This is a genomic window from Oryzihumus sp. (genome assembly GCF_054325275.1).
On record NZ_JBTCWL010000001.1, the window covers coordinates 71558 to 84983 of the forward strand.

General features: G+C 72.7%; 13 protein-coding genes. 8 read left to right on the plus strand and 5 right to left on the minus strand.

From position 1 onward, the window contains the following. Positions 1-20: 20 nt before the first annotated feature. Positions 21-1805, plus strand: coding sequence for a proteasome ATPase (gene arc, locus ACXVGS_RS00315; RefSeq protein WP_458531292.1), 1785 nt, complete (start codon positions 21-23; stop codon positions 1803-1805). Here arc and ACXVGS_RS00320 read toward each other — a convergent pair. The 3 genes from ACXVGS_RS00320 to ACXVGS_RS00330 are packed head-to-tail and all read right to left on the minus strand — an operon-like array spanning position 1802 to position 3232. Further along, positions 1802-2332 (minus strand): N-acetyltransferase family protein, encoded by a 531-nt coding sequence (locus ACXVGS_RS00320; protein ID WP_458527874.1) that lies wholly within the window; start codon positions 2330-2332, stop codon positions 1802-1804. The two genes, arc and ACXVGS_RS00320, sit on opposite strands and share 4 nt — an antisense overlap. Continuing rightward, complete coding sequence (locus ACXVGS_RS00325) at positions 2325-2711, minus strand: DUF3054 domain-containing protein (RefSeq protein WP_458527873.1); 387 nt, start codon at positions 2709-2711, stop codon at positions 2325-2327. Before ACXVGS_RS00325 ends, ACXVGS_RS00320 begins: the two co-directional genes overlap by 8 nt. Continuing rightward, positions 2708-3232: an NUDIX hydrolase gene (locus tag ACXVGS_RS00330; RefSeq protein ID WP_458536502.1), complete on the minus strand. Its 525-nt coding sequence runs from the start codon at positions 3230-3232 to the stop codon at positions 2708-2710. The genes ACXVGS_RS00325 and ACXVGS_RS00330 overlap by 4 nt, the downstream gene beginning before the upstream one ends. A 101-nt stretch (positions 3233-3333) precedes the next feature. On the opposite strand from ACXVGS_RS00330, the gene ACXVGS_RS00335 reads away from it, so the two are divergent. Then, positions 3334-5352, plus strand: coding sequence for an MFS transporter (locus ACXVGS_RS00335; RefSeq protein WP_458532820.1), 2019 nt, complete (start codon positions 3334-3336; stop codon positions 5350-5352). Beyond that, positions 5349-5903: a TetR/AcrR family transcriptional regulator gene (locus ACXVGS_RS00340; protein ID WP_458536503.1), complete on the plus strand. Its 555-nt coding sequence runs from the start codon at positions 5349-5351 to the stop codon at positions 5901-5903. The genes ACXVGS_RS00335 and ACXVGS_RS00340 overlap by 4 nt, the downstream gene beginning before the upstream one ends. Positions 5904-5916: 13 nt before the next feature. Here ACXVGS_RS00340 and ACXVGS_RS00345 read toward each other — a convergent pair whose 3' ends face one another. Together ACXVGS_RS00345 and ACXVGS_RS00350 are read right to left on the minus strand one after the other, a co-directional pair. Beyond that, on the minus strand, positions 5917-8154 hold the full coding sequence (locus ACXVGS_RS00345) for a glycoside hydrolase family 3 C-terminal domain-containing protein (protein WP_458536504.1): 2238 nt from the start codon (positions 8152-8154) through the stop codon (positions 5917-5919). 12 nt (positions 8155-8166) lie between these two features. After that, positions 8167-9171: an alpha/beta hydrolase gene (locus ACXVGS_RS00350; protein WP_458532819.1), complete on the minus strand. Its 1005-nt coding sequence runs from the start codon at positions 9169-9171 to the stop codon at positions 8167-8169. A gap of 51 nt (positions 9172-9222) precedes the next feature. Between ACXVGS_RS00350 and dop the strand changes: the two genes are divergently transcribed. From dop to ACXVGS_RS00375, 5 genes are read left to right on the plus strand one after another with little or no spacing between them, the layout of a single operon-like run. Beyond that, entirely contained in the window at positions 9223-10752 is a 1530-nt protein-coding gene (dop, locus tag ACXVGS_RS00355) for a depupylase/deamidase Dop (protein WP_458534262.1), read from the plus strand. Positions 10753-10807: 55 nt separating this feature from the next. Next, on the plus strand, positions 10808-11011 hold the full coding sequence (locus ACXVGS_RS00360) for a ubiquitin-like protein Pup (RefSeq protein WP_141788216.1): 204 nt from the start codon (positions 10808-10810) through the stop codon (positions 11009-11011). Next, positions 11008-11841 carry a proteasome subunit beta gene (gene prcB / locus ACXVGS_RS00365; RefSeq protein ID WP_458527866.1) on the plus strand — a complete coding sequence of 278 codons (834 nt, stop codon included), beginning with the start codon at positions 11008-11010 and terminating at the stop codon, positions 11839-11841. Before ACXVGS_RS00360 ends, prcB begins: the two co-directional genes overlap by 4 nt. Continuing rightward, on the plus strand, positions 11838-12578 hold the full coding sequence (gene prcA, locus ACXVGS_RS00370) for a proteasome subunit alpha (RefSeq protein ID WP_141788218.1): 741 nt from the start codon (positions 11838-11840) through the stop codon (positions 12576-12578). The genes prcB and prcA overlap by 4 nt, the downstream gene beginning before the upstream one ends. Further along, positions 12575-13423 carry an SDR family oxidoreductase gene (locus ACXVGS_RS00375; protein ID WP_458531298.1) on the plus strand — a complete coding sequence of 283 codons (849 nt, stop codon included), beginning with the start codon at positions 12575-12577 and terminating at the stop codon, positions 13421-13423. Before prcA ends, ACXVGS_RS00375 begins: the two co-directional genes overlap by 4 nt. The last annotated feature ends 3 nt before the right edge of the window (positions 13424-13426 follow it).

The window sequence follows — 13426 nt, forward strand, 5'->3', positions numbered from 1 at the left end:
CCCGCGAGGAGGTTCCGACGATGTCCGACAACTCGCCGCAGCACGACGCCCGTCAGCCCCACGAGGCTGCCGGGGACGACGAGCGCCTCGAGCGTGAAGAGGTCGAGCGCCAGCAGTCGCTGCTCAACGACGAGGTGACGGCGCTGCGCCGCAGACTGGCCGAGTCGCCCACCCGGAGCCGGGACCTCGAGAACCGCGTCCTGCAGCTGCAGTCCTCCCTGGCCACGGTGTCCTCCCAGAACGAGCGGCTGGTCAAGACGCTCAAGGAGGCCCGGGAGCAGATCGTCACGCTCAAGAGCGAGGTCGACCGGCTCGCCCAGCCCCCGTCGGCCTACGGGCTGATCGTGGAGTCCTACGACGACGCGACCGTCGACATCCTCACCGGCGGGCGCAAGATGCGCGTCGCGGTGTCGCCGGCGGTCGACCCGGCCGAGCTGTCCGCCGGCCGCGAGGTCATGCTCAACGAGGCGCTCAACGTCGTGGCCACCTGCGGCTTCGAGCGGGTCGGCGAGGTCGTCATGATCAAGGAGCTGCTCGGCGACGACCGGATCCTCGTGGTGGCCCACGCCGACGAGGAGCGCGTCGTGCGCATGGCCGAGAGCCTGGAGGGCGAGCCGATCCGCGTGGGCGACGCGCTCATGCTCGACACCCGCTCCGGCTTCGTCTACGAGCGCATCCCCAAGGCCGAGGTCGAGGACCTGGTCCTGGAGGAGGTGCCAGACATCGACTACGACGACATCGGTGGCCTGGCCGGGCAGATCGAGCAGATCCGCGACGCGGTGGAGCTGCCCTACCTGCACCCCGACCTGTTCAAGGAGCACGAGCTCAAGCCGCCCAAGGGCGTCCTGCTCTACGGCCCGCCCGGCTGCGGCAAGACGCTGATCGCCAAGGCGGTCGCCGCGTCCCTGGCCAAGAAGGTCGCCGAGCGCACCGGCCGGACCGAGACCAAGAGCTTCTTCCTCAACATCAAGGGCCCGGAGCTGCTCAACAAGTACGTCGGCGAGACCGAGCGGCACATCCGGCTGATCTTCCAGCGGGCCCGGGAGAAGGCCTCCGGTGGCACCCCGGTCGTGGTGTTCTTCGACGAGATGGACAGCCTGTTCCGCACGCGTGGCTCCGGCGTCTCCTCCGACGTCGAGACCACGATCGTGCCCCAGCTGCTCTCGGAGATCGACGGTGTCGAGCGTCTGGAGAACGTCATCGTCATCGGCGCCTCGAACCGCGAGGACATGATCGACCCCGCGATCCTGCGTCCCGGCCGGCTCGACGTGAAGATCAAGATCGAGCGGCCCGACGCCGAGAGCGCCCGGGACATCTTCAGCAAGTACCTCACCGCGACGCTGCCGCTGCACGAGCACGACCTGTCCGAGCACGACGGGTCCAGGCAGCGCACGGTGGAGGCGATGATCGACTCCGCGGTGCAGCGGATGTACTCCGAGATCGACGAGAACCGCTTCCTGGAGGTCACCTACGCCAACGGCGACAAGGAGGTCCTCTACTTCAAGGACTTCAACTCGGGCGCGATGATCCAGAACATCGTGGACCGGGCCAAGAAGATGGCGATCAAGGACTTCCTCACCAGCGGCGCCAAGGGCATCCGGGTCGAGCACCTCCTTGCCTCGTGCGTCGACGAGTTCAAGGAGAACGAGGACCTGCCCAACACGACCAACCCCGACGACTGGGCGCGGATCTCGGGCAAGAAGGGCGAGCGGATCGTCTACATCCGCACGCTCATCACCGGCAAGGACGGCACCGAGCCGGGCCGGTCGATCGACACCGTCGCCAACACCGGCCAGTACCTCTAGTCCGGCCCCGGCCCCTCGGCACCCGGTGGCTCCAGCAGCAGCTGGTACCACCGGGTGCTGACGTAGGCGCCGAACTTGTGCCCGACCTCCTCCAGCACGCCGACCTCCCGGAAGCCGAGGCGGCGGTGCAGCGCGTCGCTGGCGGGGTTGGGCTGGGCGACCACGGCCACGGCGAGGTGGACGCCGGAGTCGCGCAGCAGCTCCAGCAGCCGGGCATAGAGCGTGGCGCCCAGGCCGCGGCCGACGGCCCGCGGGTCGAGATAGACCGAGGTCTCCCGGGTGCGGTCGTAGGCCGGCCGTGGCCGGAACGAGGAGGAGTAGGCGTAGCCGAGGACCGTGCCGTCGGTGTCCTCGGCGACGAGCACGTGGTCGCCGGGGTGGGGGCTGTCCAGCTTCGCCTGCCAGTACGCCGGCTCAGGGTCGGCCACGTCGAACGTCGCCACGGAGCCGCGCACCGCATGGCCGTAGATCGCGGCGATCGCCGGCACGTCGCCCGCGAGCGCCGCGCGGATGGTGGGCTCAGGCATGCCCGGGTCCCTCCCACCGGTTGAGCCACCCCGCGAGCGCCCTCCACCCGAGCAGGAACGCCCCGAGAACGACGGTGGCGACGACCACGAACGAGGCGGCGATGCCGCGTCCGGTCATGTCCCGCAGGAACATCCCCACGGCGACGGCGGACAGCCACACCGGTATGCCGTGCCGCACCGTGCCGGGGACGGCACCGAAGGTGGTGATCGAGATGAGCCAGCCGACCGCGATACCGGCGAGGAACGGCCATGCGGTGACCAGGACCCCGGCCAGGGCGGAGGACTCCTCGTGGCTGCGCCGGCCGATGGCGGCGAAGGCGAGCACGAGGAGGGTGTCGATCGCCAGCAGGGCGAGGGCCTTCGCGGTCAGGGACTTCACTGCTGTCCCGCCAGGGCGTCGAGGTAGGCCGCGATCCCGGCGCGGCCGTCGGGGACGAACGGCCACGTCGGGTCGGCCAGGCGCTCCAGGAGCTCCTGCCACGGCATCCACCCGCCGTCGGCGACCTCCTCCGGCTGGTGGACCACCGGGCCGTCCCAGATGACCTCGTAGCCGAAGGCCAGGTAGTGGGTGTGCTCGTCGCGGTACCAACGGCGGAAGCGGGGGACCAGCTCGACCCCGGTGATCCCCAGCTCCTCCGCCAGCTCCCTACGCGTGGCGTCCTCGGGGTCCTCCCCGGCGTCGACGCAGCCGCCGGCGAACGCGTCGTGCATGCCGGGGTAGACGTCCTTGGTGTCGGTGCGCCGGTGGACGTAGACCGCGCCGTCGGGACGCCGCACGATCACGGCGGTGGCGGCGTGGGGCAGGTTCTCGGCGCGGACCTGCCAGCGGGGGGCGGCGCCGGTGACCCGGCCGGTGTCGTCGCCCGGGTCGTAGAGGGCGAGAAGCTCGTCGGCGGCCATGCCGCGACCCTAACAAGCGCCGGGCGGGGATTTGGGGGCGCGTGGTGAACAGTGGTTCACTGCTGGTGAACGTTCGTTCACCCACCCTGCGAAGGACCCCGGTGTCTGCCCACGCCTCCCCCCGCCGTGTCGCCCCCACCCCGCTCGTCATCGCCGTGCTCAGCCTGTGCGGCACGATCGTCGCGCTCCAGCAGACCCTCGTGGTGCCGCTGCTGCCGGAGTTCCCCGGGCTCCTGCACACCACCACCGAGGACGCCTCCTGGCTGGTGACGGCGACCCTTCTCACCAGCGCGGTCGCCACCCCGATCGTCTCCCGGCTGGCCGACATGGCCGGCAAGCGCCTGATGATGATCGTCTGCCTGGTCGTGATGATCGCCGGCTCGGTCGTCGGCGCCCTCGGCACGTCCCTCGGCGCGGTGGTCACCGGCCGGGCGCTCCAGGGCTTCGCCGCTGCGCTCATCCCCGTGGGCATCAGCATCATGCGGGACGAGCTGCCCCGGGAGCGGGTGGGCTCCGCGGTCGCCCTCATGAGCGCCACCCTGGGCATCGGCGCCGCGATCGGTCTGCCCCTGTCCGGCTTCATCAGCGAGCACGCCGACTGGCACGCCCTGTTCTGGGTGGCCGCGGGCATGGGCGCGCTCATGCTGGTCGCGGTGCCGCTGGTCATCCCCGAGTCGTCGGTGCGCAGCCGCGGCCGGTTCGACGTCGGCGGCGCGATCCTGCTCTCGGCCGCCCTGACCTCGCTGCTGCTGGCGATCTCGAAGGGCGGTCACTGGGGCTGGACCAGCGAGCGGACGCTGGTGCTGTTCGTGGCGGCCGCGGTCCTGCTGGCGGTGTGGCTGCCGGTGGAGCTGCGGGTGGCCCGGCCGCTGGTGGACGTGCGCACCTCCGCCCGCCCGGCGGTCCTGTTGACCAACCTGGCCTCGGTGCTGCTGGGCTTCGCCATGTTCGGCAACATGCTCACGACCACCCAGCTGCTGCAGATGCCCAAGGCGACCGGCTACGGCTTCGGCCTGTCGGTCATCGACGCCGGGCTGGGCATGCTGCCGGCCGGGCTGGCCATGGTCCTGCTCGCCCCGGTCTCGGCCGCGATCACCCGCCGCTTCGGCGCCAAGACCACCCTCATCACCGGCGCGCTGATCATGGCCGGCGCCTACGTCGGCCGGGTGTTCCTGCTCGACCAGCTGTGGCAGGTCATCGTCGGCGCCGCCCTGGTCTCGATGGGCACGGCCGTCTCCTATGCGGCGATGCCCACCCTCATCATGCGCGCCGTGCCGATCACCGAGACCGCCTCGGCCAACGGGCTGAACACCCTGCTGCGCGCCATCGGCACCTCGACCGCCAGCGCTACCGTCGCCGCGGTGCTGACGGGCACGGTGATGCGCCTGGGGCCGGTGACCGTGCCGGCGCTGGACGCGTTCAAGCAGATCTTCTGGCTGGCCGCGATCGCCGGCCTGGCCGCCGCGGCCGTCGCGCTGGCGCTGCCGCGGTCCCGGGCCGCGGCCCCCGCGCCGGCGGTGGCTCACGGGACCGCCGAAGCCATGGCCCCGGCACCCGAGGCCCCCGTGCACGACGAGGTCAAGGGCCCCGGCCGGGAGCACGAGATCGTCGTCCGCGGCGTTGTGCACGCCGACTCCGGCCGGCCCATCCGCGGCGCGGTCGTCTCGGTGCTGCGCATCGACGGCGAGCCGGTGGACTGGTCCCGCGTCGACAGCACCGGCGCCTACCAGGTGGCCCTGCCCGGTCCCGGCCGCTATCTCGTGGTCACCGCCGCCGACGGCTGGTCCCCCCGGTCGGACGTGCTCGACCTCGGCGAGGGCACGACCCACCAGCACCTCGTGCTCACCGAGCGGCTGTCCCTGACCGGTCTCGTCCGGGGTGCCGACGGCTGCGCCGAGGGCGCGCTCGTCACCCTCACCAGGCCGTCGGGGGAGTCCGTGGCGTGCACCCGCGCCGACGCCGAGGGCCGCTACGCGCTGCCCCTGCCCGGTGCCGGCCGGTATGTCCTGACGGTGGTCGACGCCACGCAGCGACGTGCGGGGTCCACCCTGGTCACCGTCACGGGCCACCCCGAGACGGTCGACGTCGACCTGCCGGCGCCGACCCGGGTCCTGGCGTGACCGAGGCCGGCACCCGCGAGGTCGTCATCACCGCCGCCCGGCGCCTGTTCGCCGAGCGCGGCTTCCGGTCGGTGACCATCCGCGACGTCGCCGCGGAGGCCGGGCTGTCCCCGGCCATGGTGATGAAGGTCGTCGGCAGCAAGGAGCAGCTCTTCCTCGACGCGGCCTCGTTCGACCCGGAGCCGTGGCCGGAGGACCTGCCCCTGGCCGACCTCGGCCGGGAGCTGGTCCGCCGGGTCCTGCGCCGCCGGGAGGAGCTGGCCTCCGAGCCCTGGGTCCGCGCCATCGTGCTCGTCCTTCCCGCCCCCAACCGCGAGGAGGTCAAGACCCGGTTCGTCCGTGCCTACGTCGCCCCCCTGACCGAGGCCCTCGGGGGCGGCCCGGAGGCCCAGACCCGGGCCGAGCTCGTCGCCTGCGCCCTGATCGGCCTGGCCGGCGGCACCCGCGTCTACGGCTTCGCCCCCGACGACCGCGCCGAGAGCGCCCCCGCCCTCGATCTGTATGCCGGGCTGGTTCAGTCCCTGCTCGAGGCGCCCCTGCCGGGGCGCTGACCGCGGGTCCCGATCACCCCTCGGCGCGGACCTCCTCGACCAGCGCGTCCACCTCCGCGCGCGGCACACCCAGGCCGAACGCGGAGAGCTTGCCCAAAGGCATCGCCCCGAGGATGGCCCGCTCATGGGCGTCGACCTCGTCGAGGTCGCGGCCGCCGCCCTCGGCGAGCGCCTGCCGCAGGACCGGCCCGCCGACCGGGTGGGCGAACCACTCGTCCAGGGTCGAGGTGGCGTCCAGCTCCGGGAGCACTCCGTCGCCCTCCAGGTCCAGGACCTCCACCAGGTGGATGTCGGCACAGGAGGTGCCCACCCGGACCTCCACCTCGCCCGCCTCGACCACCCACCGCCCCCGACCGGGTGACCAGAAGCGGAAGGCCTCCTGCTCCAGCGGGACGCGCACCGTGCCGCTGGCACCGGGCTCGAGGTGGACCTTGGCGAAGCCCTTCAGCTCCTGCTCGGGCCGGTCCACCGAGGCCGCCCGGTCGTGGACGTAGACCTGGACCACCTCGCTCCCGGCCACCGGCCCGGTGTTGGTGACCGTCACCGACGCCTCCGCGGCATTGGGGCCGGTCCGGCGCACCGCGAGGTCGGTGAGGTCGAACGTCGTGTAGGACAGCCCGAAGCCGAACGGGTGGGCGACCGGGTCGCCGAGGGTGTGGTGGTAGCGGTAGCCGACGTAGATCCCCTCGCCGTAGCGCACGTGCTGCTCCCCGCCGGGGAAGAACAGCCACGAGGGGGTGTCCTCGAGCCGCAGCGGCAGCGTCTCGGTGAGCCGGCCCGAGGGGTTGGCCCGGCCGAAGAGCAGGTCCGCCGTGGCGCTGCCGCCGGCCTGACCGCCCAGCCAGCCCTCGAGCACCGCCGCCGCCTGGTCCTCCCACCCCGACACCGAGACCAGCCCGCCGTTGGCCAGCACGACCACGACACGCTCGTTGACGGCCCGGACGGCGCGCAGCAGGGCTAGCTGCGCGGCGGGCAGGGCGATGTCCGGACGGTCGAACCCCTCGGACTCCGCCGACGGCGGCAGGCCGAGGAACAACAGCACGGTGCTGGCCTCCCGCGCCGCCTCGACTGCCTCGTCGACGAGGGCGGAGTCCACGGGTCCGTCGAGGGTGTAACCGGGGGCGAAGTGCACCCGCTCGTCGCCGGCGAGCGCCCGGACCGCCCCCAGGGCCGCGTCCAGCCGGGTGGGCGCGACCTGGGAGCTGCCCGCGCCCTGGTAGCGCGGCGTGCGGGCCAGCTCCCCGATGACGGCGAGCGCCTCGGACCCGTCGGCGGCCAGGGGGAGGATGCCGCCCTCGTTCTTCAGCAGCACCGCCCCGGCCGCGGCCACCTCCCGGGCCAGCGCGTGGTGGGCGTCGAGGTCCACGGCCGGTCGCTCCTCGGGCAGGGACTGCTCGCGGCCCACCAGGGTGAGCACGCGGCGTACCGCCTCGTCCAGCACCTCCTCGGGCAGCTCACCGGAGCGGACCGCGTCGACCACCTGCTGGTCCGTGCCCGAGGGCGGCATCTCCAGGTCCAGCCCGGCGGCGAGCGCGGCGACCCGGTTGCTGACGGCCCCCCAGTCGGAGACGACCGTCCCGGCGAACCCCCACTCCCGGCGCAGCACCTGCGTCAGCAGCCAGTGGTGCTCGCTGGCGTGGGTGCCGTTGAGCTTGTTGTAGGCGCACATGACGGTGGTGGGCTGCTCCTGCCGCACGACGTGCTCGAACGCCGGCAGGTAGACCTCCCGCAGCGTGCGCTCGTCGACATCGGCGCTGACCCGCAACCGGTCGGTCTCCTGGTTGTTCGCGGCGTAGTGCTTCAGCGAGGTGCCCACCCCACGGGACTGCACCCCTGCCACCCACGCGGCGCCCATCCGGCCGGACAGGAACGGGTCCTCGGAGAAGTACTCGAAGTTGCGCCCGCACAGCGGCGAGCGCTTGATGTTGACCCCGGGACCGAGGACCACGGCGACGTGGGCCGCGAGGGCCTCGGCGCCGATGGCCTCCCCGACCCGGCTGGCCAGACCCACGTCCCAGGTCGAGCCCAGGGTGACCGCGGGCGGGAAGCAGGTCGCCGGGTCGCTGCCGCCCAGGCCCATGGGCTCGCCGGCGTCGGACTGCCTGCGCAGCCCGTGCGGCCCGTCGGTGACCATGACCGCCGGCACCCCCGCGTCGGGGACCGCCTGGGTGTGCCAGAAGTCGCCACCGGAGGTCAGGGACGCCTTCTGCTCCAGGGTCAGCCGGCCCAGGATGGTCTCCACGGCGTCCATGGGTTCGCCCTCTCAGTCGCGGTCGGTGACCCGATCCTCCACCGGGGCCTGCGTCGGGGCCAGATGACGGCGCAGCTCGGCCACCAGCTCCTCGCGAGCGGCCCGGCCCACGGTCGTCGCGCCGGGGAAGCTGGCGAACCCGTGCGGCGCCCCCGGGTAGTTGGTCAGCCGGGCCCGCACCCCGGCGGCACGAAGCGCCTCGGCGTAGCGGGCGCCCTCGTCGCGCAACGGGTCCACGTCGGCGGTCTGCACCAGCGCCGGCGGCAGCCCGGACAGGTCCTGCCCCCACAACGGCGACACCAGCGGGTGGTCGGGGGCCAGGCCGTCCTCGCCGAGGTAGTGGGCGCGGAAGACGGTCATCTTCTCCCGGGTGAGCACCGGTGCGTGGGCGTGCTCGGTGACGGAGGGCTGGCTCATCGTGGCGTCGGTGGCGGGGTAGACCAGCGCCTGGTGGGCGATGGGCGGACCGCCCTCGTCGCACACCACCTGGCACACGACGGCCGCCAGGTTGCCGCCGGCGCTGTCGCCGCTGACCGCCAGCCGGGACGGGTCGGCGCCCAGCTGCGCCCCGGCCGAGGCCACCCACCGGGTTGCGTCGACGCAGTCGTGGACCGCCTGGGGTGCCCGGTGCTCGGGGGCCTTGCGGTAGTCGACACTGACCACGACTGCGCCCACGCCCTCGGCCAGGTGGCTGCACAACGGGTCGTACATCCGGGGGCTGCCGAGGACCCACCCGCCGCCGTGGAACCACAGCAGCACCGGGGCGGACGGACCCGCACCGGCGGGGCGGTAGATGCGGAGCGGGACCGGGTGGCCGTCACGGGCGGGGAAGGTGGCGTCCTCGATGGCGACGGCGCGCGATACCGGCCCGGTGACCCACGTGAACGGCGGGACCGTCGGCGCGACGCTGGCGCGGCTGCGGCGGATCGCCGCCAGGTCCATCCCGAGGATCGACTCCCGGCCGAAGCGGTCCAGCAGCGTCGTGAAGACCTTGGTGCGCAGCGGCATCCGGGACATGGCCGCCACTATGCCCGATGCCCGGGCGCCCGGCTCGCTTAGGCTGGCGGCATGAGCGTCCGTCGCGTCATGGGCATCGAGACCGAGTACGGCATCTCGGTGCCCGGTGACCCCACCGCCAACCCGATGCTGCTCTCGGGCTACGTCGTCAACGCCTACGCCAGCGCCGGCAGCAGCGGGACGCGAGCCACCAAGGCCAGCTGGGACTACGAGGACGAGGCGCCGCTGCGCGACGCGCGCGGCTTCGAGATGAACCGCCAGCTGGCCGACGCCAGCCAGCTCACCGATGAGGAGGACCCCACCCTCGCCAACGTGGTCCTCACCAACGGGGCACGCCTGTATGTCGACCACGCCCACCCGGAGTACTCCTCCCCGGAGGTGACCAGCCCCCGCGACGCGATCCGCTGGGACCGGGCGGGGGAGCGGATCATGCTCGAGGCGGTCCGCCGGCTGGCGCCGGTGCGCGGCACCGGCGGGGTCAACCTCTACAAGAACAACACCGACGGCAAGGGCGCCTCCTACGGCACGCACGAGAACTACCTCATGCGCCGGGAGACCCCGTTCGCCGAGATCGTGCGCCACCTCGTCCCGTTCTTCGTGGCCCGGCAGGTCATGTGCGGGGCCGGCCGTGTGGGCATCGGCCAGGACTCCTCGACCACCGGCTTCCAGATCAGCCAGCGCGCCGACTTCTTCGAGGTCGAGGTGGGGCTGGAGACCACGCTGAAGCGGCCGATCATCAACACCCGCGACGAGCCGCACGCCGTCGCCGACCTCTACCGGCGCCTGCACGTGATCATCGGGGACGCCAACCTGTGCGACGTCGCCAACCTGCTCAAGATGGGCACCACCAGCCTGGTCCTCGCGATGATCGAGGACCGCGCCCTGACGGCGGACCTGGTGGTCAACAAACCGGTCTCGACCCTGCACGCCGTCTCCCACGACCCGTCCCTGAAGACACTGATCGAGCTGCGCGACGGCCGCAACGTCACCGCCGTGGAGCTGCTGTGGCTCTACCACGAGCAGGTCTCTCGCTGGCTGGACTCGCGCTACGCCGGCGAGCTCGACGCCGACACCGCCGAGGTGATGCAGCGGTGGGAGTCGGTGCTGGCCCGGCTGGAACGCGACCCGATGGAGTGCGCCCGCGAGCTGGACTGGGTGGCCAAGCTGGCGCTGATGCAGGGCTACCGCGACCGCGACGGGCTGGAGTGGTCCGACCACCGGCTGCGGGCGATCGACATCCAATGGTCGGACGTGCGCCCCGAGAAGGGGCTGTTTCACCGGCTCCAGCAGCGCGGCCGGATCGAGACGCTCGTGCCCGAGGAAGCCGTCGGGCACGCCGTGACCCACCCACCGGAGGACACCCGGGCCTACTTCCGCGGCCGCTGCCTGGAGAAGTACGCCGACCAGATCGCCGCCGCGTCGTGGGACTCGCTGATCTTCGACCTGCCCGGCCACACCTCGCTGCAGCGCGTGCCGATGCTCGAGCCGCTGCGCGGCACCCGTGCCGCCGTGGGGGCGCTGATCGACCGCAGCGAGGATGCGACAGCACTGTTGCGGGAGTTGGCAGCCGCGTCCGGATAGGTGTGACTAGGCTGGCGATTGACCGGCAGGACCAGCGGTAGCGCAAGGAGGATCCATGCCCAGCCAGGAGCAGAGTCGGCCTCAGCGGCGCGACGACGAGCCCGAGGTCCCGGAGCCCACTCCCACGGCACCGGAGGCCAGCGCCCGCAAGGACGCCCTGGACGACGACATCGACAGCGTGCTCGACGAGATCGACGACGTGCTGGAGTCCAACGCGGAGGAGTTCGTGCGCGGCTTCGTCCAGAAGGGCGGCCAGTGAGCTTCCCCGGCCACCAGGACGCGGGCCGGTTGCCCGCAGCCTTCACCGCCACGGGGTCGAGCTCCTTCACCGAGTTCGTCGGCGCCCACGCCCCCCACCTGCTGCCCTCGAGACGCCCGCTGCCACCCGGCGGGGCGCTCGAGGCGCCGCACGGCACCACGATCGTCGCGCTGACCTTTGACGGCGGCGTGGTGATGGCCGGAGATCGGCGGGCGACGATGGGCAACCTCATCGCCAACCGCGACATGGAGAAGGTCTACGGCGCCGACGACTACTCCGCGGTCGGCATCGCCGGCACCGCGGGCATCGCGATCGAGCTGGTCAAGCTGTTCCAGGTCGAGCTCGAGCACTACGAGAAGATCGAGGGCGCGCTGCTCTCCCTGGAGGGCAAGGCCAACCGCCTCGCCACGATGATCCGCTCCAACCTGGGCCTGGCCATGCAGGGCCTGGCCGTGGTGCCGCTGTTCGCCGGGTTCGACCTCGACGCAACCGCCGGGCGGATCTTCTCCTACGACGTCACCGGCGGCTGCTACGAGGAGCACGACCACCACTCGGTCGGCTCCGGCTCGCTGTTCGCCCGCGGCGCCCTGAAGAAGCTCTGGCGGCCCGGCATGGCCTCCGCGGACGCCGTGAGCGTGGCGGTGGAAGCCCTCTACGACGCCGCCGACGACGACTCGGCCACCGGCGGTCCCGACCTGGGCCGGCGGATCTGGCCCACCGTGGCCGTCATCGACACCGAGGGCCTGCGCTTCCTGGACGACGACGCGCTGGCGGGCGTGGTCGAGCAGATCGTCGCCGGCCGCCGCGGCAACCCCGGAGGCGCCCGATGACCATGCCGTTCTACGTCTCGCCCGAGCAGCTGATGAAGGACCGGGCCGACTACGCGCGCAAGGGCATCGCGCGTGGCCGGTCGGTGGTGGTCCTCGGCTACGACGGTGGCATCGCGTTCGTCGCGGAGAACCCCTCTCGGGCGCTGCACAAGGTCTCCGAGATCTACGACCGGATCGCCTTCGCGGCGGTCGGCAAGTACAACGAGTTCGAGAACCTGCGGGTGGCGGGCGTGCGCTACGCCGACCTGCGCGGCTACTCCTACGACCGGGGCGACGTGACCGCCCGCGGCCTGGCCAACGCCTACGCCCAGACGCTGGGCACGGTGTTCACCCAGGAGTCCAAGCCCTACGAGGTCGAGATCGTCGTGGCCGAGGTCGGCACCGACGCTGACAGCGACCAGATCTACCGCCTGACCTACGACGGCTCCGTGGCGGACGAGCACGGCTTCGTGGCCATGGGCGGCACGGCCGAGCCGATCGTGGCCGGGCTGCAGGAGCGCTGGCAGCCGGGCATGACCCTGTCGGCGGCGCTGCGCCTGGCCGTCGAGCTGCTCGCCCAGGACCCCTCCGGTGGCGCGCCGCGCACGCTCGGGGCCAACCAGCTCGAGGTCGCCGTCATCGACCGCAACCGGCCCCGGCGCACATTCCGCCGGGTCACCGGCCCGTTGCTGGAGGCGCTGCTCTCCAGTGAGGACCCGACCACCGGGGTGCCGGCCGAGGACGGGCCCCAGGGATGAGCATCGCGGTCTCGGGCGTGACCGGGGCGCTCGGCGCCCTGGTCGCCCGGGGCCTGCGCCTGGAGGGGGTCAACCCCCGCCTCGTCGTCCGCGACCCGGGCCGCCTCGCGGACTGGACCGGAGCGGACGTCGCGCAGGCGGCATACCAGGACACCGAGGCGATGACCCGGGCCCTGGACGGGGTGGACACCTTCTTCCTCGTCTCCGGGCACGAGGACCCCGACCGGGTCTCCCTGCACCTCAGCGCCGTCGAGGCGGCACGCCGGGCCGGGGTCCGGCGGATCGTCTACACCTCGTTCATGGGCGCCGCGCCGCACGCGACCTTCACCTACGCCCGTGACCACAGCCTCACCGAGCAGGCGGTGCGCGAGGCCGGGATCGCCCTGACCGCGATGCGCGACAGTCTGTATGCCGACGTGGCGCCCTGGTTCGTCGGCCAGGACGGCGTGATCCGGGCCCCGGCGGGCCAGGGCCGGGTCGCGTGGGTCGCCCGCCGCGACGTGGCCCGCCTGGCGGTCGCGCTGCTGACCGGCGAGGGGCACGAGGACCAGGTCTACGACGTGTCCGGGCCGCACTCGATCGACCTGCACGAGACCGCCCGGGCCCTGACGTCGGTGACCGGGCGGCCGATCAGCTACCACCCCGAGACGCTGGAGGAGGCCCGGACCTCACGGGCCGGCCACCCGGACTGGCTGGTCGACGGCTGGATCGGGTCCTACCTGGCCCTGGCGACGGGGGAGGGAGCGGTGACCAGCCACACGATCCAGCACGTCACAGGGGTGCGACCGCTGTCTTTCGAGGAGTTCCTGGATGCCGAGCCCGACGCCTGGGCCCATCTGGTCTAGCGT

Bases quoted from the DNA above. Each gene is read 5' to 3' on its own strand.
- ACXVGS_RS00320 (WP_458527874.1), bottom strand. From the start codon at position 2,332: ATGCCTGAGCCCACCATCCGCGCGGCGCTCGCGGGCGACGTGCCGGCG.
- ACXVGS_RS00360 (WP_141788216.1), top strand. From the start codon at position 10,808: ATGCCCAGCCAGGAGCAGAGTCGGCCTCAGCGGCGCGACGACGAGCCC.
- ACXVGS_RS00375 (WP_458531298.1), top strand. From the start codon at position 12,575: ATGAGCATCGCGGTCTCGGGCGTGACCGGGGCGCTCGGCGCCCTGGTC.
- prcA (WP_141788218.1), top strand. From the start codon at position 11,838: ATGACCATGCCGTTCTACGTCTCGCCCGAGCAGCTGATGAAGGACCGG.
- arc (WP_458531292.1), top strand. From the start codon at position 21: ATGTCCGACAACTCGCCGCAGCACGACGCCCGTCAGCCCCACGAGGCT.
- ACXVGS_RS00330 (WP_458536502.1), bottom strand. From the start codon at position 3,232: ATGGCCGCCGACGAGCTTCTCGCCCTCTACGACCCGGGCGACGACACC.
- dop (WP_458534262.1), top strand. From the start codon at position 9,223: ATGAGCGTCCGTCGCGTCATGGGCATCGAGACCGAGTACGGCATCTCG.
- ACXVGS_RS00350 (WP_458532819.1), bottom strand. From the start codon at position 9,171: ATGTCCCGGATGCCGCTGCGCACCAAGGTCTTCACGACGCTGCTGGAC.
- ACXVGS_RS00345 (WP_458536504.1), bottom strand. From the start codon at position 8,154: ATGGACGCCGTGGAGACCATCCTGGGCCGGCTGACCCTGGAGCAGAAG.